The 25,324-nt window shown below is 42.0% G+C and carries 22 protein-coding genes; 4 read left to right on the top strand and 18 right to left on the bottom strand.

What is annotated here, in order from left to right; genetic code table 11:
- Positions 1-3: 3 nt before the first annotated feature.
- The 13 genes from V6B33_RS00620 to V6B33_RS00560 form a co-directional block, all read right to left on the bottom strand.
- Entirely contained in the window at positions 4-891 is an 888-nt protein-coding gene (locus V6B33_RS00620; protein WP_334215806.1) for a BtpA/SgcQ family protein, read from the bottom strand.
- A 51-nt stretch (positions 892-942) separates the two neighbouring features.
- Positions 943-1,782: an SDR family NAD(P)-dependent oxidoreductase gene (locus V6B33_RS00615; protein WP_334215805.1), complete on the bottom strand. Its 840-nt coding sequence runs from the start codon at positions 1,780-1,782 to the stop codon at positions 943-945.
- 157 nt (positions 1,783-1,939) lie between these two features.
- Positions 1,940-2,710 (bottom strand): MBL fold metallo-hydrolase, encoded by a 771-nt coding sequence (locus V6B33_RS00610; protein ID WP_334215804.1) that lies wholly within the window; start codon positions 2,708-2,710, stop codon positions 1,940-1,942.
- 317 nt (positions 2,711-3,027) lie between these two features.
- Positions 3,028-4,083 (bottom strand): LacI family DNA-binding transcriptional regulator, encoded by a 1,056-nt coding sequence (locus V6B33_RS00605; RefSeq protein WP_334215803.1) that lies wholly within the window; start codon positions 4,081-4,083, stop codon positions 3,028-3,030.
- Positions 4,084-4,584: 501 nt separating this feature from the next.
- Positions 4,585-6,264 (bottom strand): glycoside hydrolase family 13 protein, encoded by a 1,680-nt coding sequence (locus V6B33_RS00600; RefSeq protein ID WP_334215802.1) that lies wholly within the window; start codon positions 6,262-6,264, stop codon positions 4,585-4,587.
- Between the two features lie 14 nt (positions 6,265-6,278).
- Complete coding sequence (locus tag V6B33_RS00595; protein WP_334215801.1) at positions 6,279-7,541, bottom strand: extracellular solute-binding protein; 1,263 nt, start codon at positions 7,539-7,541, stop codon at positions 6,279-6,281.
- Between the two features lie 21 nt (positions 7,542-7,562).
- Positions 7,563-9,095, bottom strand: coding sequence for a response regulator transcription factor (locus tag V6B33_RS00590; protein WP_334215800.1), 1,533 nt, complete (start codon positions 9,093-9,095; stop codon positions 7,563-7,565).
- Positions 9,088-10,872, bottom strand: coding sequence for a cache domain-containing sensor histidine kinase (locus V6B33_RS00585; protein WP_334215799.1), 1,785 nt, complete (start codon positions 10,870-10,872; stop codon positions 9,088-9,090). Before V6B33_RS00585 ends, V6B33_RS00590 begins: the two co-directional genes overlap by 8 nt.
- Positions 10,873-10,942: 70 nt before the next feature.
- Entirely contained in the window at positions 10,943-12,730 is a 1,788-nt protein-coding gene (locus V6B33_RS00580) for a glycoside hydrolase family 66 protein (protein ID WP_334215798.1), read from the bottom strand.
- Between the two features lie 28 nt (positions 12,731-12,758).
- The gene (locus V6B33_RS00575; RefSeq protein ID WP_334215797.1) at positions 12,759-13,592 is read right to left on the bottom strand and encodes a carbohydrate ABC transporter permease; all 834 of its coding nucleotides are present in this window, start codon (positions 13,590-13,592) and stop codon (positions 12,759-12,761) included.
- Positions 13,593-13,611: 19 nt separating this feature from the next.
- Positions 13,612-14,571, bottom strand: a complete 960-nt coding sequence (locus V6B33_RS00570; RefSeq protein WP_334215796.1) for a carbohydrate ABC transporter permease — start codon at positions 14,569-14,571, stop codon at positions 13,612-13,614.
- 75 nt (positions 14,572-14,646) lie between these two features.
- Positions 14,647-15,924, bottom strand: a complete 1,278-nt coding sequence (locus V6B33_RS00565; protein ID WP_334215795.1) for an extracellular solute-binding protein — start codon at positions 15,922-15,924, stop codon at positions 14,647-14,649.
- A gap of 440 nt (positions 15,925-16,364) precedes the next feature.
- Positions 16,365-17,054 (bottom strand): DNA-binding response regulator, encoded by a 690-nt coding sequence (locus V6B33_RS00560; RefSeq protein ID WP_334215794.1) that lies wholly within the window; start codon positions 17,052-17,054, stop codon positions 16,365-16,367.
- Between the two features lie 827 nt (positions 17,055-17,881).
- Here V6B33_RS00560 and V6B33_RS00555 point away from each other — a divergent pair.
- Positions 17,882-18,373, top strand: coding sequence for a geobacillin-26 family protein (locus V6B33_RS00555; protein WP_334215793.1), 492 nt, complete (start codon positions 17,882-17,884; stop codon positions 18,371-18,373).
- Positions 18,374-18,421: 48 nt separating this feature from the next.
- On the opposite strand, the gene V6B33_RS00550 is transcribed toward V6B33_RS00555, so the two are convergent.
- Positions 18,422-18,919, bottom strand: coding sequence for an LURP-one-related/scramblase family protein (locus tag V6B33_RS00550; RefSeq protein ID WP_334215792.1), 498 nt, complete (start codon positions 18,917-18,919; stop codon positions 18,422-18,424).
- A gap of 234 nt (positions 18,920-19,153) precedes the next feature.
- Here V6B33_RS00550 and V6B33_RS00545 point away from each other — a divergent pair, with 234 nt between their 5' ends.
- Complete coding sequence (locus V6B33_RS00545) at positions 19,154-19,528, top strand: VOC family protein (protein WP_334215791.1); 375 nt, start codon at positions 19,154-19,156, stop codon at positions 19,526-19,528.
- Positions 19,529-19,620: 92 nt separating this feature from the next.
- On the opposite strand, the gene V6B33_RS00540 is transcribed toward V6B33_RS00545, so the two are convergent.
- The 3 genes from V6B33_RS00540 to V6B33_RS00530 all read right to left on the bottom strand — a co-directional run bounded on the left by V6B33_RS00540 (position 19,621) and on the right by V6B33_RS00530 (position 21,473).
- Positions 19,621-20,079, bottom strand: coding sequence for a VOC family protein (locus V6B33_RS00540; RefSeq protein WP_334215790.1), 459 nt, complete (start codon positions 20,077-20,079; stop codon positions 19,621-19,623).
- Between the two features lie 209 nt (positions 20,080-20,288).
- Positions 20,289-20,936 (bottom strand): dienelactone hydrolase family protein, encoded by a 648-nt coding sequence (locus V6B33_RS00535; RefSeq protein WP_334215789.1) that lies wholly within the window; start codon positions 20,934-20,936, stop codon positions 20,289-20,291.
- Positions 20,937-21,032: 96 nt separating this feature from the next.
- Positions 21,033-21,473, bottom strand: a complete 441-nt coding sequence (locus V6B33_RS00530; RefSeq protein WP_334215788.1) for a hypothetical protein — start codon at positions 21,471-21,473, stop codon at positions 21,033-21,035.
- A gap of 291 nt (positions 21,474-21,764) precedes the next feature.
- Between V6B33_RS00530 and V6B33_RS00525 the strand changes: the two genes are divergently transcribed.
- Positions 21,765-22,874 (top strand): type I restriction endonuclease, encoded by a 1,110-nt coding sequence (locus V6B33_RS00525; RefSeq protein ID WP_334215787.1) that lies wholly within the window; start codon positions 21,765-21,767, stop codon positions 22,872-22,874.
- Positions 22,875-23,876: 1,002 nt separating this feature from the next.
- Entirely contained in the window at positions 23,877-24,008 is a 132-nt protein-coding gene (locus tag V6B33_RS00520) for a hypothetical protein (RefSeq protein ID WP_334215786.1), read from the top strand.
- A gap of 211 nt (positions 24,009-24,219) precedes the next feature.
- Here the strand turns inward: V6B33_RS00520 and V6B33_RS00515 are convergent, their stop codons facing one another.
- Complete coding sequence (locus tag V6B33_RS00515; protein WP_334215785.1) at positions 24,220-25,323, bottom strand: GerAB/ArcD/ProY family transporter; 1,104 nt, start codon at positions 25,321-25,323, stop codon at positions 24,220-24,222.
- Position 25,324 lies beyond the last annotated feature (1 nt).

The following is a 25,324-nucleotide window of genomic DNA, read 5'->3' as shown; positions in this document are numbered from 1 at the left end:
AAACTAAACCAATTGAGAGTTTCTTTCTCTGTCTACACCTTCGCAGAAGCGACGTGTTTTGTCCTCGTCAACTGGGTTCGTCATAATATCATCAATTTTTGCCCCATATCCAAAGACAGCTCCATCCGCATATTTGAGTAAATTTGCAGTTTCAACTTTCATTCCACTGCCGATGATGATTGGAACATCAGGGACTGCATTCCTTACCGCCTCTAAATTCTCAATTGAAGGAGGTTGAGCTGATTCCTCACCTGCAAGAATGATTGCGTCTGCCATTCCACGATAGGCAGTATCACGAGCCAAGACATCTATAGGTCGAGCCGCTAAAGGAGCTGCATGTTTTGTTTGAATGTCAGCGAAAATCTTGACTTTCTTCTCTAAACCAAGAAATTTACGATATCTCGCTACTAAGTGCGCTGTACCGTTAATGAGACCCTGATCGGTCACGTACGCATCTGTAAGGACGTTAAGTCTAATAAAATCAGCCCCTACTGTTCCGGCAACTGCCAATGCTGATTTCCACGAGTTTCTTAGGATATTAATCCCCATTGGAAGCTTCACTTCGCGTCGAATTTCGTGAGCAATTAATGTCATTGCTGCTACTGTTTCAGGTTCCTCTGTTTCAGGGTAAAATGGGTAGTCATTAAAATTTTCTACCATAACTGAGCTGGCCCCGCCCTTTTCAAGACTTTTTGCATCACGGATTGCAGCTTCTAATACTTGATCGATATTCCCTTCATATAGGGGTGATCCAGGTAGCGGACCTAAATGAACCATACCTAATACTGGTTTTTCTACACCAAAAATATTTGTAAATGACGTTTTCATATTCTTTTGCTCCTCCTTTTTTCTATTTATCATGAATTTTTTATGGATGATATCTGGCTGCATGATTGAAATCTCATTTTCTATCAAACTACTTAAAGTCGTGCGGGAATAGATTTAGCCTTTGCTTCCGGATGAACCCATCCCTAAATCGATTTCGTCGAGGGAGAGTGCAACATCGGCATCCATACTCGGCGCCCGGAGCTGAGACGTGAGGCCGCCGTCAATGGCCAGGACATGGCCTGTGATATAAGAAGCATCGGGTGAAGCCAAGAAACGAACGCCATGCCCAACGTCTTGAGGCATTCCCAGCCTGCCGAGTGGAATGAGAAGGTCAGGTGAAGACTCATCCCCGACTGCTGTACGGTTTTCAACCCACATGGAGCCTGGCATCACGGCATTCACCCGGATTTTCCATGGAGCCAGATCAAGTGCCATTGCTCTTGTAGCGGCCTCAATTGCACCCTTCGTCGCATCGTAAGCGACACGATTTCGATGGGCGCGTGTAGCTCCCCCAGAACTCATGTTGATGATGCTCCCGCCCTCACCTTGGTGAACCATGGCTCTTGCCGCCAATTGGCTGCAATGGTAAAGGCCATTTATGTGTATATTCATCAGGTTCTCCCACATACCGTAGTCAGTTTTCAGGAAATGTCTTTCTGACATCGGTCCGTGACCGATTCCTGCATTGTTAACGAGCACATCGATTCCGCCATGGAAAAGGCGGGATTCCTCAAAGAGTTTCTTTACATCTTCACTTGATGATACATCCGTATAAACGAATAGACCCTCCCCGCCAGATTCGTTGATTTCCTGTACACAGCGCTCACCTGCTTCAGTGTCAACATCAGCAATGACCACTGACGCACCTGCCTCTGCAAAAGCCAGAGCGATTCCGCGTCCAAGTCCCTTAGAGCCGCCAGTCACGATCACACGCTGCTTTTTTCTATCACTCATATTTTTACACCTCATTTAATTTCAGTTATCAATCTAGTTCGGATATAATACTTCCGGCAAACGATTCCTGTATCTATTCAGACTCTCACTTGCGAAACGAAGGCCATGTAAGCCTTTTCATTTTTTGAGTAATCACCCCCCAAGAATATGGGCAGTCCTACTTGGTCTGTTCAGCTAACACTGATTCATCTGCCAATTCGATCGTTGTATAATCCTCCAATGTTTCAGAAAACCAATAGTGCAAATCCGCTTTTCTTTCATGAAGATAAACAGGTTTCCCATCCACAAGCTTCATCGGGATATCGTGTCCGGGTATTAAAATACTGTTCTCCCTTTTTTTCCACAATCTCCAAAGGTAGTCGATTGATTGTTGGCTGTCTGAAAGATTCAATGTCATATCTGCATTCCTTGATAAAAGCTCCGCCCTGTTCTTGGCGGCATCTCCGCTGAATATCAGATCATAGTCTCCATTGTCCACGGTGTATGCCAGGTGACCTGGTGAATGTCCATCCGTCTGATGTGCTACAACCCCGGGGACAATTTCTTCAAGATGGTTGACCATCCTTATTTGTGAAGAAGAATTTAATTCCTTCACATACAATTCAGGAACATGCCATCCTCCAGGCGGTTCGTTTAATGCCCATTTCATATCCGTTGCCCCCACTACGATGGTCGCGTTAGGAAACAACGTCCAATTCACACAATGATCCCAATGCGTATGTGTCAATAAAACCATGGAGATGTCACTTGGAGATAAACCTTTGGCTTCGAGCTTATCTAATATTAAAGGTCTGACACCGAAACTGCCGACATCAATGATCATGTGCTGATCATTGCGGGATAATAAGGTGATGCTACTCCATCCTAACCCCCCATGGGTTGATGACTTTCCGGGGAACCCTTGAATAAATATGTTGTAATCGAACATGACAATCTCCTTTCACTGCAGATATTTCACTATTTCTGGAAACGTTTCCAAGGAAGACTCCCTCCAACCTATGAAATTTAATCGCTCAGGATAAAGAAAAGCTTATAGGCAGAGCTTCTTGAAGATATATAGACTTAAGAGGTTTAGTTTAAAGTTGATTATTGGCGCATAATCACTGATGTTTTTATGAATAATCAACTTCTCAAAAAAAATTTGGTTTAAATAGATGGAAACGTTTCCACTTATTTAAACCAAATTATACATACTCGGCAAACCATTTTCAATCATTTTTTGAAAATTTATAAAATTATATTAATTCAGTTAGTGTTATCAATGCTTTTTTTAGTCATCTTTTTTGGATTTCCTGCTTCGATCGCCATCGTTGACTCCCTTTCAATAAGTGTTGGATAAAAGAGGACGGTTTCTTTAATGATCTGCTTTTCTTTAATCGTTTTAACCATGATTTCTATAGCCCTTTGACCCATTTCTTTTATAGGTGTACGAATAGTCGTAAGCATAGGAGACAAAATTTGTGCATATTGAGAATCATCAAACCCAACAACTGATAAATCTTCTGGGATTCTTATATTCAGCTCCCTTGCAGCTTTGTAGACACCTACAGCAACACTGTCACTGACCGCAAAGATGGCCGTAGGTCTATCCTTTTTTTGTAATAATGTCATCGCATTTTTATACCCGCTGTCAATATAGAACTTGTCGAAAATCACATAATTCTCATTTATGGGAATCCCTCGTTCGCTCAATGCCAACTTGTAGCCCTGGTGCCTTTCGATTGATGCGTAAGATTCAAGATCCCCACCGATAAAAGCAATATCCTGATGCCCTAAATCCAAAAGATGCCTCATTGCTTTAAATGCTCCGTCAACATTATCAACTACGATTTCATTAAGAATTAATTTCGGGAATTTCCCTCCCATTATGACAATTGGAAGTTCAGGATATCTTTCCTTCAATTCTTTTATATTTCCATCATCAACCTCTGGAGATGAAAAGATGATTCCATCGACTCCCTTAGCAATCAATAGGTGTATATACTCTGCTTCTTTCTGTAAATTGTTATCAGTATTACATAAAAAAATGTTAAACCCATGACTATTTGCTCGATCTTCTACTGTTCTAGTCAGATCTGAATAAAAAATATTCTTTATATCAGGTATGATTAAACCAAGAGTTAATGTCTGTTTCTTCTTCATTGCAGCAGCTACCAGACTTCCTTGGTAGTTAAGTTTCTTTACTGCATTCAGAACCTTTTCTTTCGTTTTTTCACTTGTATATCCGCTCTTATTAAGTACTCTTGATACAGTGGAGATTGAAACATGCGCTTCTTTTGCAACTTCCTTTATTGTTACCATTACTGACACATCCTTGTGGAAACGTTTCCTCATTTTTTACTGCTACTATAATTCTACTATAATTCTACAAAATTTGTCGTTTTCCTTTTTATTAAAAATAAACCATTGTAAAAATCGTACCCCAATCTTATAAATGAATTCACACGTTAATTATACGGATACCGGATTATGTATGTTTCATATTATTCCATTAAGCTGCTAGTTAATTGAAGGTTCTGTCTTTGTATGTCATCATACATACTACCCTTAGTTACTTTGTTTTTGTGCCTTAAAGTGTATTAGAAATCGTACCACAAAATTTAGAGAACAGAAAGTTCTGTCATTTGCAATTTCAGGGTATATATTTTACATTACAAATTAAGCAGCTTTATTGGCATAAACGCAGTTAAATCAAGAAAAAGGAGTGCCAAAATCTTTGCGATTTTGCACTCCTTTTTATGTGTGATTTTTAGTATTGTACTCGAATACAGAACCCGTTACCTGCCCTGCTTTTTACTCCATTTACTTTAATTTATAGACTCTCGCTTCAAAAGGTCTCAATTGAAGCTCTTCTAAACAATCTTCCTCCGTACCTTCCTCATAATTGCGGATCATGAGAGAAGCCGATTCATACTGAATCTCTTCAGGTAATGTAAATGCCGCATTTTCCTCCGTGAAGTTGCACATGATGACCAGCTTCTCTTCACCTAAGGAACGTGTGTAGGCGTAGATCTGTGGATCATTTTCAAGGATAAGATCATACGTACCATAGACGATGATATCGTGCTCCTTGCGTAGGCGGTTCAATTCCTTGTAGTAGTAAAAAATGGATGACGAGTCTTTCAACGCATTCTCCGCATTGATTTCCTTATAGTTTGGATTGACTTTCAGCCACGGCGTACCGGTCGTGAACCCGGCATGTTCACTGTCATCCCACTGCATCGGTGTCCTTGCGTTGTCCCGCCCTTTACGATAGATGGCTTCCATGACCTTGGCGTGGTCCTCTCCTCCTTCCGTCACTTTTTCACGGTACATATTATGAATCTCAATATCGTTGTACTCTTCAAGGGAGTCGAATTTCACATTAGTCATGCCCAACTCTTCACCCTGATAGATGTAAGGCGTCCCCTGCATCATATGAAGGAAGGTGGCAAGCATCTTCGCTGATTCCACGCGGTATTCCTTGTCGTTCCCGAATCTCGAGACCATCCTTGGCTGATCGTGATTGTTGAGGTACAGACTGTTCCATCCTCTACCCTCAAGATCCTTCTGCCATTTGGTCATCACATCCTTCAGATCGGCCAGCGTCCAATCCTTGACGTCCCATTTCCCGCCAGGACCGGAATCCAGGTCCATATGTTCAAAAGTAAAGATCATGTTCAGCTCGGTGCCTTCTTCATTGGCATACCGGGCAGCATCCTGAGGGGACGCTCCAGGGCATTCCCCGACTGTCATCATGTCGTACTTCGAGAGCACTTCCTTGTTCATTTCTTGCAAATATTCATGTACACGGGGTCCGTTCATGAAATAATCCCCGCCCCAGTCATATTTCTTTCTGCCGGGTGTACTCGGGAGGCCGTCCTCTTTGGAGATCAGGTTGATCACATCCATCCTGAATCCGTCGACCCCTTTATCCAGCCACCACTTCATCATGTCGTAGATTTCATTTCTAAGTACAGGGTTTTCCCAGTTAAGGTCAGGCTGCTTTTTGCTGAAAAGGTGCAGGAAGTATTCGTCTGTTTCCTCCTCATACTGCCATGCCGATCCGCTGAAGAAAGACGTCCAGTTATTCGGTTCATTTCCGTCTTTGCCGGGACGCCATATGTAATAATCCCTATAAGGATTGTCTTTCGATTTCCTGGATTCAATGAACCATGCGTGTTCGTCAGATGAATGATTGACCACAAGATCCATCATCAGCTTCATCCCTCTGCGATGCAGACCCCCCAATAATTCTTCCCAGTCTTCCATCGTGCCAAATTCATCCATGATTGCTTTATAGTCGCTGATATCATAGCCGTTATCATCATTGGGAGATTCATAGACAGGGGACAGCCAGATCACACCGACCCCCAATTCGTTTAAATAATCCAGCTTACCTATGATCCCTTGCAAATCACCGATCCCGTCTCCGTTGCTGTCTTTAAAGCTTCTCGGATAAATTTGATAGACGACACTTTCTTTCCACCATTTCTTCTCCATTTCTATCTTCCTTTCTATGATGATAGCTGACGGTCTATATCAGCCGCCGCTTTCTTTAGTCCCTCTTCTACACTTACTTCACCGCTGAAAATGTTCCTGAAGGCATTTGTGAGGATGGTGTTGATTTCCTCCCACTGCGGCACCGGCGGCCTTAGGAAGGCTTGGTCGATGCTTTCGATATAACTTTTATAGTAAGGATATTCTTCCGCAATACTTTCAATTTCCACTCGTTTATTCGTTGGGAGCAAGCCTGCTTTTAACAGAAGGCCCTGCGGTTCTTCTGTGGTCATCCATTTGATGAACGTCCACGATGCTTCAGGATGTTTCGTCCCTTTTGTGATGACCGCATTCTCCCCGCCCAGGATCGACCGCTGCTCCCCGTTACTCGGAAACACGCCTGAAATCGTTTGTTGTTTTACAAGATCCAAGTCGTTTTCTGACCTCACGCTGTAGAACCATGGCCCTTCATCAATCATGAAATAATCCCCGGAACTGACATTCTGCCACGTCTCCGCATATCCGCTGAGCACCTCGGGCGGGATGGATCCGTTTTGATAGAGATCCAACAACTCCCTGACGGCTGAAATGCTCTCCTTGCTGTCCAGATAACCGCTTGCCTTCGTATAATCCTCATTCATCACCTTCCCGCCCAATCCGTAAAAATAGGGGAGGCTGTTCCAGGGGGAGATGTCACTGATTCCGATTTTCAGATTGTTATCCTTCACGATCCGAATCAATTCATCCATCGTTTTGGGAAGATGATCCAGGTTCAGCTCCTCTACCGCTTCTCTGTTGTAAATCGCTGCTTTCGTATTTGTGTTCAGGGGTAAACCGTAATACGTTTCTCCGAATCGATTCGACTCAAGGGGATTCTGAAGGAATCTCGTCTTCACCAGATCAAAGTCATCAAATTCACTTATGGGATAGAGTAAATCCAGGTGTACAAATTTAGGCATCCACGTAATATCCATCCTGACGACATCGGGTGTACGGTTGACAGAAGCACGCGAAATAAGCGCTGACATCAGCTGTTTGCTGTGCGGCTGCCTGACGGATTTGACATCGATCCCCGGATGTTCCTCTTCGAATAATGGAATGATCTCTTTCTCAAAGATTCTCGTTTCTTCATCGCTGTAGGTGTGCCAGATCTCGATCTTTTCCACACTGTTTTCATCAGGTAATGCCAGATTCTTTGAATCGTCGATGATATGTTGATTTCCGCAAGCGCTCAATATCAGCAACAGGATGAGTATGATGGTTGTCCGGAATCGAATCATATGAGAAATCCCTTTCCTTATCTATTTATGATGCTCCGCCCTGTAATCCCCCGGCGAAAGTCCGGTGAGTTTCTTGAATAGTTTGCTGAAGTATTTCACATCATTGAAGCCTGATTCACCGGCTACTTCATAGACCTTCCATGATGTGCGGCTCAGGAGTTCCTTTGCTTTATTGATTCGCAAACCTATGACGTAATCAATGAAATTGATCTTCATGAAGCGCTTGAATAAAATGCTGAAGTAATTCCTGCTGATATGAATATGATCGGCGACGTGCTGAAGCGTCATCTCTTGCGTAAAGTGATCATGGATATACACCAGTGCCTTATCCAGCAGCTCATTATCCGTATGTGGATGCTTGCTTTCCGATTCCAGAAAGATCTCACATTCATGCTTTGCTTCATGAAAGAGTCCCGTCAATTCCTCCAGTGTCTCGGAAGAATCCATTCTTGACATATAGTTCATGAAAATGCCCATTTCGACCTTGTTCCAGTAAAGGGCCTTCAGGATATTGCCTGCTTCCTTCTTAACATTGTCAGGGTTCATGCCTTCTTCCTGCCAGTGTGCAATCCTCATGCCCAGGAACTTCTCAAGAGATTCTTCCCCATGAATGTGAGCATTTATCTCTTCGGGACTCAGTGGATCCTGAGTCATTTCCTTTCCTCTTTCATAGGAAAAAATCTCCGTATCACGTTGAAAGAAGTAGTGCTGAGCTGCCAGGGACGCATGATGATATCCCTCGACCAATTTTTCCGGATCTGAAACGACTGTATAGCTGAACACCAGTTTCAGCGCCGTCTCCTTTTCAATCCTCCTCTTCAACGTATGGACGGTTCCACGGGGGTCTTCCGTATTTTCCAGAAAGAAAATCAGCTCTTTTTCACCTATCGGAAAACAATATCCTTCTTCCGTCTCCCTGTAGAAACGCTCTTGAATTTCTTCGATGATCAAATTTTTATAAAGGAACCCAAATTCATCTTGAAGTCGATCAAGATCCTTAATGCTCCCAAGCAGTAAAAGCTGGGGCATGTGAAGGGAGTCAATCCTTTGCGGGGATGCCATAGTGTGATCTTTTCTCAGAAGGATCCTCTTGATCGCTTGTTCCGTCCGCCGCCTTTCGTTGATTCTATTGGTCTGTTCCGCATGGTCAAGCTGCTCCGTTACTTTTTCCTCCTCGAGGATTTTGTCGATGCATTTATGGATGGTCTTAGCGAATTGATGTGGTTCAAGGGTCTGTTTCAATATATAATCGACCGCTCCATGCGTAAGGCCTTCCCTGACATATTCAAATTCGTTGTAGCTGCTGACCAGCACCACTTTCAGCCTGGGATTCAGTTGAAGTGCCTTCTTCATTAAGGTGATGCCATCCATTACAGGCATCTTGATATCGGTTATCAGGATATCAACATGGCCGGTTCGTTCCATTGCTTCCAGTGCTTGTTTTCCATTTGAAAAATCACCGATCAAGTGAAGGTCTTTATCCTCCCAGTCGATGGAGGATTTCAGACCGAAGCGGATGATCGGTTCATCATCCACAATCATCACGTTATACACCTTGATCACCCCCGGTTTTCTTCATTAATATAAGCTTCACACTCGTCCCTTCCCCGCTGCTGATCTCCATCTTCGAATCGGGTCCGAAATAAAGTCTGATGGAATCGGCCACATGACTTAACCCGATCCCTACATAGGAGTTGTCTCCATCTGATGACCTTTGCACCCGCTGTAACATATCCTTCTCCACACCCACTCCATCATCCTTGATTTCGATTTGGATTCCGCCGGGGATCGTCGTTCCGTTGATCCATACGGTTCCTTCCGTTCCGGTTGGGACGATGCCGTGAAAGATGGCATTTTCCACGATTGGCTGCAGAAGCATTCTTGGGATTTCCCAGTCTTCCACGCCCTCTTCAAAACCCGTGACCAAGTGGAACTTCTGCTCATACCGAATTTGCAGGATCACCATGAATTGTTCCACTAATTCCACTTCTTCCTTGATGGAGGTGAAATTCCCGGTCTTCCCCATATTCCCTTCGAGGAGTTTTGATAATGCCGTAAGGGCGGTGTTCGCTCTTTCCGTCTGCTTGAACTGGACGAGCCAGCGTATCGTACTCAATGTGTTGAACAGGAAGTGAGGATTGATTCTGTGCTTGATCGCCCGGAGGACGGCTTCCTGCTTCTGATGCTGTTCTTCCTTCACCTGCTGAAGTAATTCCTCCACCCGATTGATCATATGATTGAATTCGGAGCTCATCATTCCGATTTCATCCTTCGAATCCACACTCGTGCGGACTTTCAAGTTCCCTTCGCCGACAAGCTTCATTTGCTTCGTCAAGATCTTAACTGGATCGGTCACTTTCTTGGCGATGAAGCTCCCGACGAGAATCGCCAATATTCCGAAAATGACGGATGCACCAATGATGATTTTCTGAATCGAAATGATTTCACCCGTAATTTCAGAGGTGGGCACCCTTCCGACAATATACCAGCCGTTCCCGATCGGTTCCGTTACGCCATAATAGGGGATATCATCCTCTTCGAATTCGAATTCCCGCTTGTCAGAAAGGATATACTCCCGCATTTCCTTATTCTCAACAGGTTTATGAAGTGTACTTAAATCATTATCAATCACCACTTCAGCCTTCTCATTCACCACAAAGAAATGACCGGTCTTCCCAAGCTTGATTTGATTGATTTTGTCCAATATCGCCTTTCCGTCCAGGCTGACCTGGATATAGGCGATGTTCTCCATCGTATCAAAGTCTTTCAATACCCTGGTGATGGGCAGGACCAGATCAGTGTTTTCCCCGGCTCCGCTGAACCGGTCATACTGAAGCCCGCCCCAAACCAGCTCTCCATCTCTTCTAACCGCTTCCTTGGCCCACTCTATCCCATCGACATTCACTTTAGAAAGCTTATAAGGGGAAAATGTCCCGCTTCCCCAGCTCATCCCGTCTTCCTTCACTACATAAATGATCCTCACGAATGAACTCGTATAAATATTGGAATTCAAATAGGATGTCATATACTCTTGATTTTCTTCTCTCTCGCTGGCTGACGAGCTGCTCTTCAAATCATCTTTCACGATCTCCTGTATTCGTTCATTACTATAGATGAGATCGGACATATCGCTCCCATTGGAGAAGATAAAGGACAGGGATTCTGCTGCCTGTCTGGCGATCTGCCTTGACGATTCCCTTACATTTTCTTTCACGACGTCCGAGGCAGAACGATAGAAGAACACACTATTGAAGATTGTCGGGATCAAGCAAACGACCAATATGGTGAGAACGACCTTCGCGGCCACCCGTTCCTTCAGAAGCTGAATCATCTGCCTACCCCTCTTTTCCCTTACTCTTGTTATCTATCATATCTCTCCTCTTAGGCGGGAGCAATAGAGTCTATTTATAGTCGATCACAATCATATCCCAATATTTCAGGGATCGGACGGTGAATGTAATATAGTCCCCTTTTTGTTCGAAGTCGAGCTGAACAGGGGATCCTTGATAGGCATCAGGTGTCGCCACCCAGACCTTATCTGCCTTCCCATCTGCCTTCACTTCCACTTCAATGTCTTTCTGTTCATTGGGTTCAGGCTGCATCCCTTCATTGTCTCTCCACTCAAGGGAAGATGCATCCGTGAAATTAATCAGATGAATAAGCTCCCGATCCTCTTTCTTTTTGGAGAATGCCCAGACCGAACCGAGCTTCGGCTGATCGGATACGGTTAGGTCCCCTTCTATCTTCACATCTTTTTCCGTTTCCTCCCCGCCATCACGGAGAAGATTCTGATAGGCGACCATGAAATCATAGTAGTTTGTCAGATTTCCAACCATCTCTTCACTCATGCTTAATTTCTTGTGAGGAAAATATTCTTTTGAGAGCATGTTTTCACCCAGCTCCAGATGAGCCCCTCCCGACGCGAAGATGACCGCATTCGTCATCAGGACACCGGGCGCATTGAACTCTCCCATCGAGTCAGACAAATCATAGTTCATGTAGGCAGCGAGGACAGTATTCAGCTTCCCTTTGCTGAATTTACTATTCTGGTCGATGACGCCTTTAAGACTGGAATACGTTTGGTGGCCATCCCAAAGCTCTGAATACAGGAAACTGACAGGTGCCTGCGTAGCTATATACCCTTGAGCATACTGTGAAACGGCATTCATGACCAGGTCAACACCGAGTTCCTTTTTCGATTCTTTCAAAAATGGTACATAGGTAGTTGACAGATCAACCGTCTTCCCGTCGCCATTCCAAAGGACGCCCCGGTCACCGAGCTGATCGACATGCCAGCCGTCAAAGGCCAAATGATCAAACACTTCTTTTTCTTCATCGAGGATGAAATCCTGCCACTCTTTATTGGAAGGATCCATCAGGTAAATATCACTTGCCCAGTTGTCCGGGAGGGGGTGGTGATCCTGTTCTTCCGCATCCGGATCCTTGAACAGCCCCCATTCTTTCTTCACTCCCTCATTTTCGGCATTTTCATAGCTTCCGAACAGGAGATTATAATTCATCGCCTTCATATTCTTCTCATGGGCAAGGGAAATGTAGCGTTCGATCGTTTCCCGCGAGACTTCCCTGTTGGCGATATCCGGCCAGGTTTCTGCAAGCTTACCGTCTTCCATCTTCAGTGGTTTCTCATGTTTATACTGCCAGTCGTAAAATTGCAGCCCATTGATATGAAATCGATTTAACCGATTGATTACGTCTTCCTGCTCAGCTTCTTCCATTTCATAGAAATCGGCAAGATAGCCGTACCTCGGAAACTTCGCCCAATCAGAGGATACATCAACCCCTATGTTCTGGTGATCAACGATTTCATCACCCTGCTTCACATATACCTCGACCATATATCCTTTAAAATCATCCTTTTCGGGTGTCCATGACCACGATATGTTTTGATTTTTCACGTCGATTTCTTCTTCTTTCACTGTTTCGGCCAGGTGTTTATATTGAACCAGTATTTTTCCTTCTTTTACTTTCTCGTTCAGTGATAATGAAAGCTTTACTGAATCCCCAGGTGCATAGGCGGCTTTATCCGTGGTCAGTTCATTTACCCATTTCCCCTGCTGAATCGTCTCCGCCTGGAAGATCGGTTCTGAACTTGAATTCACACAACCGAAGAGCATTGCTGCCGTAAGTGACATGCTTGCCAGAACTGCCAGGCTTTTCTTTTTCCCCATTGTTCTCACCCTATTCCTCTTATATGAATTATCCTTTGACCGCACCTTCTGAATGTCCGCTCTGAACGAACTTCTTCTGGAAGATGATATAAATGATGATTACCGGCAGGATCGCAATCAGGGAAGCCGCGAAAATCCATGACCAGTTACTCGCATACTTTCCTTGGAACATCATGAGCGCAATCGGTAATGTTCTCATTGCTTCATCCTTGATAATCGTTAACGCAACAAAGTACTCATCCCATGTGCCAGAGAAAGAGAAGATCGCCATGGTTCCGAGTGCCGGCTTTGAAAGAGGCAGATAAATCCTCCTGAAAATGGTCCAGTTTCCGCCTCCATCCATTAAGATTGATTCTTCCAATTCCTTCGGTACGGTTTCAAAGAAGCCTCTCAGGAAGAAGGTAGAACCGACCACCCCACCGCCGATATACAACAGCCACAAGCCCCAGTAAGTATTAACAAGTCCAAGATTCTTGATGACCGTAAACTGAGGTACGATCGCAAGCACAAGCGGAATCATCATTGTGAATAAAAAGATCCTGAATAACAGCTCCTTGCCCGGAAACGTAAACCGTACAAAGGCATAGGCTGTCAATGCGCCAAGGAAAACACTGCCGATCGTAGCCACGCCCGCCACCAGCAAACTGTTCAGGAAATAACGGAAGAAGCTGTTCTTATTCCAGACAATTTCATAGTTTTCTAAATTGGGGACTGCCGTGAATACTTCCTGCGGCTTCGGAAGTGAGTAAGCCCCGTTAATGAACGTCGTCATCACCATATAGATAAAAGGTGTGATAAAGACGAGGACCCCCAATATAAGAAACAGATAAACAATCAACTTACTAAAAACGTTCCCATTCATCCTTTTAACCTCCTTTTATCTACATGAATTTCTGATTGCTCAGCTTTTTCTGCTGCGTGAGTGTGATCAGGAAGATCGTCAGACCCATCATTACACCCAACGCTGAAGAATAACCAAAGTTGAAGTTACTGAATGCCTGTTTATAAATCATGCTCTGGAGCACTTCTGTCTGCCCCATCGGTCCGCCGTTTGTGATGAAATACACCTGCGGGAAGAAGTTAAAGGCACCCATGATTAAATTAATGATGACAAACGCCGTAATAGGGCGCAGCATCGGAATCGTGACAAACCGGAATGCTTTTATTCCGCTTGCCCCGTCGATTGCAGCCGCTTCATATAGATTCTTCGGAATCCCCTGTAGGGCCGCCAGATAAATGACCACTGTCCACCCGACTGTTTTCCAGATATGGAACAGCCAGATTACAATCATCGCCGTCCACTGATTCTGCAACCAGCTGATCGGCTCATCCACGAGTCCCAGGTTCACCAGCAAAAAGTTGATCAGACCGTCTTCACCATCTGCAAACAGATAACGGAAAAGGAATGCAACCACGATCCATGAAGTGATGATTGGAAGGTAATATAATGTCCTGAACGTAATTTTGTATTTAACAAACTGAATATTGATCAATACAGCAAAAAACAAACCTAAAAACCAGTTGATTGGCACCGTCACGACTGTATTGAGAAAGGTATTCCTGACCGCGTACGCAAAAGCCGGGTCCGAAAAAGCCTTTTTATAATTCTCCAAACCGACAAAAGGACTTTCCGCACCTGGAATGATGTTATAGTCCTGAAAGCTCATGACAATCCCCTTAATGAGAGGATAAATGACAAATATACTTGCCCCGGCAAGCCCAATGAGAAGAAACGGCGAGACGTCAAGCCACTGTTTCGCCCCTTTTTTGAACCGCTCGGAAAATGGTTTTTTAGTAGAAAGAATGACATCACTGTCATTATGATTTAGATTCGGATCCACCTTGTTCCCTCCTTATGTCCTTATGAATGAAAGAAGATACTGCACCAAACCGGTGAGTATCTTCCCTTGTCAAACTTACTGTTGAAGAATGGCATCCGCTTTCTTCGCTGCATCATCCATTGCTTCTTTCGGTTTCATTTCTCCACGCATCACTTTCTCGAAATTCAAGTTGATGACCGCTTCAATTTCAGACCACTCAGCAATCGGAGTACGCGGCAGCGCTGTTTCCAGCTGTTTGACATATTTCTCGACAATCGGATTCTCAATCACGCTTGGATCATTCGCTGCATTCTTATTCGTAGGAATCAATCCTGCTTCAGCCATCAGTTTCTGAGGCTCTTCCGTCAACATCCATTTCGCAAACGTCCATGCCTCTTCAGGATGTTCAGAACCTGCAAATGTAACCAGGTTCTCACCGCCGATAACAGAACGGCTGCCGCCAGGACCTTCAGGAATCAATCCGCTCACCGTCTCTTCTTCCGGCTTGAACTTGCTTCCTTCTTCATTTCCAAGAATACTGTAGAACCAAGGACCGTCATCAAGCATGAGGTACTGATCTTCTTTCATGCCGTCCCATGCTCCAGGCTCACCGCCAAGGATCGTAGGGGACAGCAGCCCGTCCTTCTGCCAATTCGCTATTTCTTCAACCGCAGCAATGCTTTCTTCACTATTTAAGAAACCGTCAAACTTTGTATAATCATCATTTGTCATCTTACCGCCAAGACTCCAGAAATAAGGAAGGAATCCCCATGCATTGCTTCCGCCGATGCCGATCCCGCCTTTAGCCCCGGCATCCACGGCTTTCTTCGCTGCATCCTTCAATTCATCCATCGTTTTAGGCGCTTTATTGAAGCCTGCTTTTTCAAGTAAGTCTTTATTATAGATGGCTATTTTCGTATTCGTATTTACCGGCACTCCATAATACTTGCCATCATAGATGTTCGTAGCCATCGGAGCTTCGAATACACTGTTCTTTACGTCCTCGAACCTATCCATACCGCTTACTTCCTGAAGGGCGCCCATCTTCGCAAACTCAGAAACCCAAACAATATCCATCCGCATCAGATCAGGCGCTTCCCCGCCGGATACCCCCGCGATCACCTGCTGTTTCAACCCTTCATATGGCATCCTCGTCAGCTTCAACTCAATGTCTGGATGCTCCTTTTCAAACAATGGCTTAATCTTTTCATTAAGAATGACCTCTTCCTGATCACTGTACGTATGCCAATAATCCAACACGACCTTGTCGCCACTGCTCTCAGAACCGGTTTCACTCGATCCCCCGCTGCAGCCTCCCGCAAATAACATCGTGGATATCGCAGCACCTGTCATTAACTTCTTCCAAGCATTCATATCCTTAACCCCTCCCTTGTCTTTAACTTCATTTTCCATGAAAGCGCTTTATTATAAAACCGCTTACATTTTTGTGTTGGTGTAATTTATTTGATTGTTTTGGGAGGGTGGTTTGTTGTGGAAATAAATAAAGTGTCATATATCTCTTTTTTAGAGGGATATGACACTTTTTTTGTGAAAAAACAGAATATAATTTATGATACGGGTTTTCGTATAAGGTTTTAACAAATATTATTTCCCTGCCTTCATCTCACTTCTTAGTATCTAGCGGTAGAAAATAAGGGAAGATTATTCCCTTAAATCCAAATCATCGCTCGTTTTGGGGTAAATAAGGGAAGTTTTTTCACTTATACATAGCAAACCTTCTGTTTTAGAGTGTTTCGAGCCTAATAAGAGAAATTTTTACCTTTATTTAAGTTGATCTCAGCTGTATTTCTCAATTAAGGGTAATTTTTTCCTCTATTTATAAGATGAAAGTGCCTTACCTGACTCCCTAACTGGTAAGAGCGAACTCTCACTGTCCCTGATGCGGGAGTCAGCATCTCTTTATCGACTAGTTGTGCAAGTACTTTTCTAGCTGTCTTGACACCTAGCTTTAAATACTTCGCTACTTCTGTAGGAGATATGGCCTCGCCTTTTTGAATCACTAGCCGAAGTACTTCCTTTTCGACTAAGGAAAGAGGGATCTGATTCAGTTCATCCCCCAGCCATCGTCCAATTACTTGCTGAATAATTTGTTGGCATCGACGAGGCTTTTCCTTAACTTGGTCATATGAAAAGCGGATCACAGTCCATCCGTCAATCACCAATTGGTTTTGACGTTCCAGGCTATCGGAAAATTGCCATCTACTTATTTTCCGTAAATGAGGGCCGTACCCGTCAATCTCAAAGCAAATCCGGATGCTGGGACGAATATAAGCAAAGTCCAAGTACCTGTTGCCATAATTAAAATCATTGATCTCATATTCTGGATGCAGATACCGAAATTGGTGAAATAATGGCCACCACACCTGCTTCAAAAACAATATTTCAGCATGATTGTGACCTTCCTGTAAGCGCCGCAACCGTTCACCGGTTCTTGTCTGTAAGTGACTATTCATAAACGACTGATATTCTTCTTCAAATCCCATAGCATCCCTCTTCCTGACAAAGGTCATGTCTTTTAAATTTGAAATCCGGAAAGTTTTTTAGTGTTAATGCGAGTAAATAAAGAAGTTTAATGTAGTCTTAACTTGGGGGAAATTAAAGCTAATAAAAGCTTAAGGAAGAAACTTGAGTGTAGTGAACTATTTTTAGTTTAATAGAATTCTTATGTTTATCAATCATTTTCTTTATATTTCAACAATACTATTCTTATCATTTCTACTTCGCGTTAGGTAAATTTATTATAACCATCCTCCCCAACAGGCATTGGTCTGAACAAGCTAAAACTTTTTAATCACTATACCGGCCACCACATACTCAATTAATTCTTTCTATTAATACCATATGTTATATTATGGTAACATACAAGGAGTATTTTACTAGAAGTTTGGAGTAAAGAGCAATCAACTAGAATAGGATATATTGAGCACTTTGATTTCATGGGGTGGTACATCTATGCATTGATTGTCATCTCTTTTTGACTGGGGTCTTTTTAGTAGTTAAAAGGGGTGTCAGTGAATACGAAGACTAATATTGGGAATACGTGATACATAAAAGTGCCCGGTACGCCCTCTGTTTTCATGTGTATAGTTTGACCACCGGCACATGAAGCCTGAATCTCAAGAAGGACCTCATATCGGCTCCAAGCTGCTGGAGTTATCAAAAGAAACATTTAAAGACGATCTGGAATTGATCGAGAAATCTGGGAAGTCCGGAAACTGCCAGCCGCGGAAACGGGCCTGTATCCGATTTCGGATATGCGGAGCTTGTATTGCTCATATTACGGCTTAAGAATCAAAGGGGAGTGTACGATTTGAACAAAGGAGAAATGCACCAAAGAGAAAAAACTTTAGTCCTAGTTATGATGTTCTTTATATTTTTCCTCATGTATGTTTCCATGATATCCGCCGACTCACCCTTTGTCATAGGAGAGGAACAAGCCGGGGGATATCAATACAAAGTTATAAAAGATGAACTTACATTTTTTTGGAGCATCGGTCATCAGGACAGCTTATCTGTTATCGTTGAAAATAAGGAGAATAGCGAAGCGTTGGAGAGTTTCCGGACTTCCGTTGAAGAGATAGACTCTGCTACATTTACAATAATCATATCGACATCTTATCTTTTCATAGTTATTCTAACAACGCTTTTTATCTGCAGAAAGAACAAACAGATACTTAAAGGCAGTGCAGCCATTATTGCCGTATTTGCCGGAATTGCATTGTACTATACAATCTTGAATGGCATTGACCTGCACACTTCCCTGCAAAATGCTAATGTTTATTATTCAATGCTGACAGACTAGGAATCTATGATGGGATGTAACTGATGCTTTACACTCTTCCACCTTCCTTTAAAACGAAGCATTAGAAGCAGCAGCCCCCTCATCCGCCTTCACACAATCAATCGCAACAACCAGTGCAATCACAATTGTCTCCATCTCTTCATCCAGTACCTGCACCCTGTAACTGTCTCCCCAACTGAACAACTTCTTATCCACTTCGCCGACAACCTTGCCATGCTGCAATACCTGAAAGTTCATATCCCACCAATTGCCCTGAACTTCAATGCCTGCCGCATCGATCGAATAGCGTGCTTTTAGAAAGGAGAACTCCTTCTTGATCGTCAATACCTCTTGACTGTTTACCTCAACAAAGAACTTCGGTAAAAAGCTGAACACCTTTTTCGTAATCAGTGCTACTTCATCACGGCTCGTATTCATTATGGAGAAGGTCTTCGGTACCTTCATGAAACTTCCCTCGACATAATACCGATCCTTCTCATCCTGATCCTTTACAGTAAATTTCCCGCTAAGGCTGAATACCTTTTGTTTTATATATAGCTGCCTCATGTTTATGCCTCCCACTCATAAGTCTTTTCTTTATTTACGTTTGAAACGGACATTGGTTCCAAAATTATGCATTCCTTTTTATCACTCTTCTATCCTTATTACCGGCTTCACCATCACATACCGATATTTATTTTATTCAGAATTTACAGATTGCAATATGTAAAATTATGTTATTATAAAAGTAGATTCTTACTTATAAGCAGGCAGCCAATTTAAATAAAGGAGAGATACATAATGAGTAAATCGTTTATTGAACAAGTTCATTATATTAGAATTCCTGTACGAGATTTAGAGGAGTCTGCACATTGGTATAGAGACGTGCTGGGACTACAATTGTTGACCATTACAGAAGATCCATATGCGATTATAAAAGTAAATGAAGGCCCATTCTTACTTATTTTGGTTCCAACTACTGATGAAACCTATTCACATTTTACAATTCATAATGAGACAGCCTTTAGCATTGGCTTTACCAGTCCTGAATTATCTCAATTCCATGAACATCTAGTAGAAAATGACGTCAGGGTTGAGGATATACAAGAAGATAATGGACACGCCTATTTTCACTTTTACGACCCAAATGGTAATAAACTTCAAGTGCACTGGTGAGATGAGCCACGGGGACAGGTACAGTGGCTCTTCCTCAATCACCTGATTCACAAAAAAGAACCAGGGAACCTGTCCCCTTGGCACATTCACATTCAATTCTTGCGCTCATACCAATCCTCAAGCGTCATCATCTCAAACTCCTCCTCATGATCCAGCCTTAGTGGAGCAATGAACTCAAGTGAATTTCCATCTGGATCTTTGAAATACAGACAAGCATGGGCCTGCGGGTTATTTGGGAGGACAAGCGGCTGACGTTCCGGTGAAAAGCCGAACGCTTCCCTGACCTTAATCCCTCTTTCTTTAAGCCACCCTTTTGCTTTTATGATATCTTCCGCCTCTACATGAAACGCAATATGTCGAATGGAAGCATGATATGGGAGGTTCACTTGATCAGCGTCCCACAATCCAAGCCAGCTCTTCCCTTTCTCAATCCAGACAAACGAAACCTTCTCGCTTTCATACGCTAATTCCAAACCGAGCCGCTGATAAAAATCGATCGAAGTCCGCATATCACTCACAGGTAAATGAGCTTCATATAATCCTTTAATCATGATGAACCCTCCTTGTCTTTGTCTCTATCGTATTACGTCACATAAAGAAATGGCTCCGGTATTCGTTTGAAGTTTTATACGACTTTTGATTGAAATATAATGGATAACCCTACTAAACAAGCACATACTACTTTCTTATTCATCTGATACTAAAAAAACCAAGGGACCTGTCCCCTTGGCACATAAGAACATAGACAGCCAGAATTTGATCATTGTTCCGCAGGAGTAGTTAAGACCTCTTTTAAGAGAGCAAACGATGCATCAAAGGCTTCCTGGCAGTACTCTTTAGAATATGGATTAGCATATCCATGCTTAGCATCAAATAGATGAATGTCAATGTACTTGTTCTCTTTTTTCTCAAGTGCGGTTATAAGAGGATTTACATCAAACGACTTTTCCTGGTTTGAGAAGAATAATAATGTACGAGAAGTTGGATTCACTTGAACATAATCTCTTATCCTTGATCCATAGAAACATAGGACACCTGAAACGTCTTTGTGATCGCTGCATAACCAGGCTGCCGTGGCTCCAACACTGAATCCCAATAAATAGATGTTCTCATACTTCCCTCTGCTATCCTCAATCAATTCCTTGATTTGTGATCCGGCCTTTTGGAATCCAACATGCTTAAAGAAGCTGTTATAATCCCCTTCTTCGCTATCCCCCAATGATACGCCCGATGGATATAAATTTGGACAGATGACATCCACCCCCAGATTATTTATCAAATGAGAAATATACCTCATATGCTGGTTCACTCCATGAATTTCGTGAACAATAATGACGAGACTATCACTTTTCCTGCTAGAAAGCATCGCTAACACCCTTTCTGAAAAAGAAGAAACCAAGATAACCATCCCAATATACTTCTATTAATTTTGAATCCGATAAAAAGTGCGAGATTTGCCACCGTTGTCTAAAGGGCTAAATATCCTAATAATAATTAATGATGATCATCCCTGCGTATAAGCTAATAAAAATGCCATACTCCAGCTCCCGACAAGAAAGATCAAACTTGAGACAAAATATAAACTCCTTCCTGATGAGCTCGCCGTTTCATACTGATGTTTATAAGCATTATTGGTAATGAATTTAGCTACGGTGCCTTGCGAATTTATACTTGCCTTATTCGTGATATTGGTGATCCAGCCCAGTCCAAAGAAACACAAGCTTGATATAAAAACAGTATCGCTATAGTTCCACTCACCCAAAACGCTAATCACATACGATCCGCTTCCCATTAATACAAGAAGGATAAAGATGATCGTGATATTCAGGTATTTAGGGTGGATTCGTTTTTCAAGAGCCTTGCCTATGAAGTCGATTGCAAAAGCAGCGAATGTTAAAATGATCAAAAGAATGATTGTTAAAGCAACATTAAAATAATAGTTCATCCCTCTTCCCCCTTTGAAACTGATCGGTTATTTCCTTTTACGTATAGAATTGGAAGAAGTTTCAATAAAATCTATTGACCAACATCTAACTTCAGCAAGTTATTAGAGGTAAGTGCTCTTTACTCCTTATCTATTCAAAAAGCATTTATATGGAAGTTTCTATTCTCATCACCTTTATTCTAATAAATTATTTAAAAATTTTAATAAATCAGATAATCTTACCATATAGTATTGGTAATTTGGTATAATAATTGGTAAATAAATCTAATGAGGAGTAGAGGTGAATACGATATGGAAGAATTCAAACAACAAATTAAGAATTTATCAAATCGTATAGAACGAATTAAAGGTAATATCCATACTGAAGAAGCTACTAAAACATCTTTGATCATGCCTTTAATTCAGACCTTGGGATACGATATTTTCAACCCTGAAGAATTGGTGCCGGAATACATAGCAGACGTAGGCATCAAGAAGGGAGAGAAAATTGATTATGCCATTATGCAAAATAATGACCCTGTAATTCTAATTGAAGCAAAAAGTGTAAATGAGATACTGACAAAACATGATTCTCAGTTGTTTAGATATTTTGGAACTACAAAAGCGAAGTTTGCTATCCTGACAAATGGAATTGAATATAAGTTCTTCACAGATTTAGAAGAACAAAACAAGATGGATCAAAAACCGTTTTTTGTCATTAACATGCTTGATTTAAAAGATGTAGACATTTTGGAGATCGCCAAGTTTCGAAAGAACGAGTTTGATATTGTAAACGTGTTAACCACTGCATCAGAACTAAAGTACACAGGAGAAATAAAACAATATATAAACTTGCAGTGGGAAGAACCTTCAGATGAATTTATTAAGGTTGTTATTAATGATGTGTATCAGGGGGTTAAAACAAAGAAAGTAATTGACAATTTCAGAGACCTGGTGAAGAAATCGCTGAGTCAGTATGTGAATGAAAAAGTAAATGATAAATTACAGAAAGCATTAAACTCATCAAGTGATCAATCTGAAGTTCCTAGTATTCATGCAGTTATTGAAGTAGAAAAGGAGAAAGAAAATATATCAGCTTCTGAAGAGAAAAACTCCAGTGAAGCAATTCATACAACCGAAGAAGAAATTGAAGGATACGTACTAGTTAAGCTCATCCTTAAAGAAGAATTCGATCCTGCAAGAGTTTTCTACAGAGATAATAAGAGTTACTTCAATGTGTTACTGGACGACAATATAAGAAAATGGATATGCAGATTAGGTTTTAACGGTACAAATAAATACATCCAGCTTAATGATGTAAACAAAACGAATTATAAAATTAATTCTGTGAATGATGTATTAAATTATAAAGAAGAAATATTGGCGGTTGCAGGTCATTTTGAGTCAGTTGCTAGTAAGTAATAAAAATGTGGTGAGGAGAGGCTTTTAGTCTAAGTAAAACCTTGATTAATTTGAGTTTCAGAATTCAAATTAGTCAGGGTTTTTTATTTACTGTATTCAAATTACTATTTAATTTTTACCATGTTCCAGCGGTTGATTGGAGTGCAAGACGAAGACTCCTGCGGGAAAAGTAGCTTATGTGAGACCCCGCAGGAGCGAACTGCGACGAGGCTCACGGGCTACCCGCGGAAAGCGAAGTCTTGCACGGAAATCATTAGCGGTGTTTATAATCAACACTGAAATGTTCGTCTCTTGGTAATGTTGTTTTGTTTTTGTCCAACCTCTTTCTATTTGTTGCGACCATATAAAACCTCCAGATTCAACTTGATGCATTGGAAGTATCACCAACCACTAAGTATAGGTTAGAAGCGCGAGATCCGGACACCGCGATTCCTGGTTCAAGACCACAAAAACGCTTGCAAGTAGGAGATCATGGCTTTTCCTTTTCAAATATCCATGTCTTGAACACCGGAAAACCCCTCAAAGAAATCAAACAAACCCAGCAAACAGCCCCTAACCCCCCTGGTAACTGTATTCCATTCCCAAATGAATAATTCTTTACTGGTTCTAAAGAAAAATGAAGTATTCCCCCACTTAAAACTGTTAAACCAGATAATTACAAAAATGTTCCGATAATTCTTTTATGGTAATATATACCTAAAAGTATTTCGGAGGGGTATTCGATGAAGGTCAATATTGGTGATATAGCGGTATACAACAACGAAGAATACTTAGTTCACTGGGTTTATGATACTGGCTACTTAGAGATATCCAAGGATCAACTGAATAATTGTTTATTGGTTCACAAGTCAGAAATAGCATTGAAAACGTAATTTTAGAGAGCCCCGTTGAGTTTAGTCAGCGGGGTTTTATAGTGGGGTTGTCGGCGTGAGTAGCTGTGGGTTGTTAGTTTGCGCTGTGTAGGAGGACTGTTTCGCTGGCGGAACTGGATAATTTTGTTAAATGGCAGGATTGTTGATCGTTTTGACAGGAATATGGTTCATATCGGCAGGAATAAGCGTGAAATCGAAAGGATTAAAGACCAAATTGGCAGGATTAAGTGTGAAAACGGCAGGATTAAGCATCAGCACGTAGGATTAAGCATCAAATATCCTCTGGATCAGCTGAAATCATTTCAATTATGCCGCTTTCAGCTGTGTATTGGGATAAATAACTGCTCCTCGATTGAAAAAAGTAGTATAAAATGTTAATCGGCAAACCTAATTGTATTTTTGTCCAAAATAATGTCCATTCCGGTAAGAAAAATCGACTATTCGGAAAAACAAACATGCAGCCTTACTCATTATTAAGTTTTCCCTTTCTTCTTCCGATTCTTCAAAAAAGCCACAAACAGCAGAAGGATAGGTATGACCACTAAGAAAGGCAGATGTAAGATATACATGGTTAATTTTAATCCTTCATGAATATGTTCTTGGAAATTGCTAGCAATTGTCATTGACATAAATAAAACGACGAGACCCAAAGGGTAGGCCAGTCGGGAAGGCGATTTGACTTTAAACAGGCTGGCGGTTCCTATGACAGCTGCATAGAACAACACGCTTATTTTAAAGAAAATACCAATCACTAAGGCGAGCATAAAAAACACATCCAGGCGTTCTAAGAAATCTGCAACTTGGATGGTCTGAACTGTGCTTAGAAGCGGAAATTGGGAACGTGCAGTCAGATCTACACCAAGCACACTAATGTTAATGAGCATCGTAAGAATCAAATTGATGCCGCTTAATCCCGTTGCACATATCATCGTCAGCCTTACCTTCTTGGGATTATTCAAATACGGCAATATCATGGTGAATACAAAAACTTCTGCAAAGGGGAAATATAAGGTTTGAGTAAAAACCACTTTCAGGACAGGTGCGATCCCTTCTTCAAGTACTGGTTGTAGGTTGGTGATATCAATTAAACCAGAACTCACAATCAATATAAACCCAACGACCGAAAGGCTAAACATAAGGATAAAAAGCAGTTCCCCCGATCGGGCGATTACCTCAATTCCTTTTCGGACCATATAAATAATGACCAGTATTAACAGTGCATTCGCAATAAACAGTGGAGTTTCAGGATAGGCAAAGGTTAACAGCATTTCACCAAAATCGCGAAGGACCCTGGAGGCATCATACATAAAGAAAAAGAGATAGAGGAAAGCAAGTACGGTTCCTGCGACTTTCCCCAGGATCTTTTGCATGTACTCTGTCGGCAGAAGATCGGGATAATACCAATAAAGTTGATGATAGACGAGTAAAAGAACAAAGCTGAATACCATTCCCAGCAGAATAGCTAACCAGGCGTCCTGTTTTGCGTCTATCGCAAGAGGTACTAGTAAAGCACTCCCAAGTTCAAACAGAACCATTAAGATAAAGAGCTGACTGGCACTGATTTTGGCTTTTTCCACT

It is taken from the genome of Mangrovibacillus sp. Mu-81 (assembly GCF_036867415.1).
Lineage (GTDB): Bacteria > Bacillota > Bacilli > Bacillales > Bacillaceae_B > Rossellomorea.
Note: the sequence above shows the minus strand (reverse complement) of the source record. Positions and strands in the feature narration are given on the sequence as shown.

Bases quoted from the DNA above. Each gene is read 5' to 3' on its own strand.
- V6B33_RS00565 (WP_334215795.1), bottom strand. From the start codon at position 15,924: ATGAATGCTTGGAAGAAGTTAATGACAGGTGCTGCGATATCCACGATG.
- V6B33_RS00560 (WP_334215794.1), bottom strand. From the start codon at position 17,054: ATGGGATTTGAAGAAGAATATCAGTCGTTTATGAATAGTCACTTACAG.
- V6B33_RS00530 (WP_334215788.1), bottom strand. From the start codon at position 21,473: ATGAACTATTATTTTAATGTTGCTTTAACAATCATTCTTTTGATCATT.
- V6B33_RS00540 (WP_334215790.1), bottom strand. From the start codon at position 20,079: ATGATTAAAGGATTATATGAAGCTCATTTACCTGTGAGTGATATGCGG.
- V6B33_RS00520 (WP_334215786.1), top strand. From the start codon at position 23,877: ATGGCAGGATTGTTGATCGTTTTGACAGGAATATGGTTCATATCGGCA.
- V6B33_RS00550 (WP_334215792.1), bottom strand. From the start codon at position 18,919: ATGAGGCAGCTATATATAAAACAAAAGGTATTCAGCCTTAGCGGGAAA.
- V6B33_RS00545 (WP_334215791.1), top strand. From the start codon at position 19,154: ATGAGTAAATCGTTTATTGAACAAGTTCATTATATTAGAATTCCTGTA.
- V6B33_RS00610 (WP_334215804.1), bottom strand. From the start codon at position 2,710: ATGTTCGATTACAACATATTTATTCAAGGGTTCCCCGGAAAGTCATCA.
- V6B33_RS00525 (WP_334215787.1), top strand. From the start codon at position 21,765: ATGGAAGAATTCAAACAACAAATTAAGAATTTATCAAATCGTATAGAA.
- V6B33_RS00580 (WP_334215798.1), bottom strand. From the start codon at position 12,730: ATGGGGAAAAAGAAAAGCCTGGCAGTTCTGGCAAGCATGTCACTTACG.
- V6B33_RS00600 (WP_334215802.1), bottom strand. From the start codon at position 6,264: ATGGAGAAGAAATGGTGGAAAGAAAGTGTCGTCTATCAAATTTATCCG.
- V6B33_RS00585 (WP_334215799.1), bottom strand. From the start codon at position 10,872: ATGATTCAGCTTCTGAAGGAACGGGTGGCCGCGAAGGTCGTTCTCACC.
- V6B33_RS00535 (WP_334215789.1), bottom strand. From the start codon at position 20,936: ATGGTTATCTTGGTTTCTTCTTTTTCAGAAAGGGTGTTAGCGATGCTT.
- V6B33_RS00615 (WP_334215805.1), bottom strand. From the start codon at position 1,782: ATGAGTGATAGAAAAAAGCAGCGTGTGATCGTGACTGGCGGCTCTAAG.
- V6B33_RS00605 (WP_334215803.1), bottom strand. From the start codon at position 4,083: ATGGTAACAATAAAGGAAGTTGCAAAAGAAGCGCATGTTTCAATCTCC.
- V6B33_RS00575 (WP_334215797.1), bottom strand. From the start codon at position 13,592: ATGAATGGGAACGTTTTTAGTAAGTTGATTGTTTATCTGTTTCTTATA.
- V6B33_RS00595 (WP_334215801.1), bottom strand. From the start codon at position 7,541: ATGATTCGATTCCGGACAACCATCATACTCATCCTGTTGCTGATATTG.
- V6B33_RS00620 (WP_334215806.1), bottom strand. From the start codon at position 891: ATGCAGCCAGATATCATCCATAAAAAATTCATGATAAATAGAAAAAAG.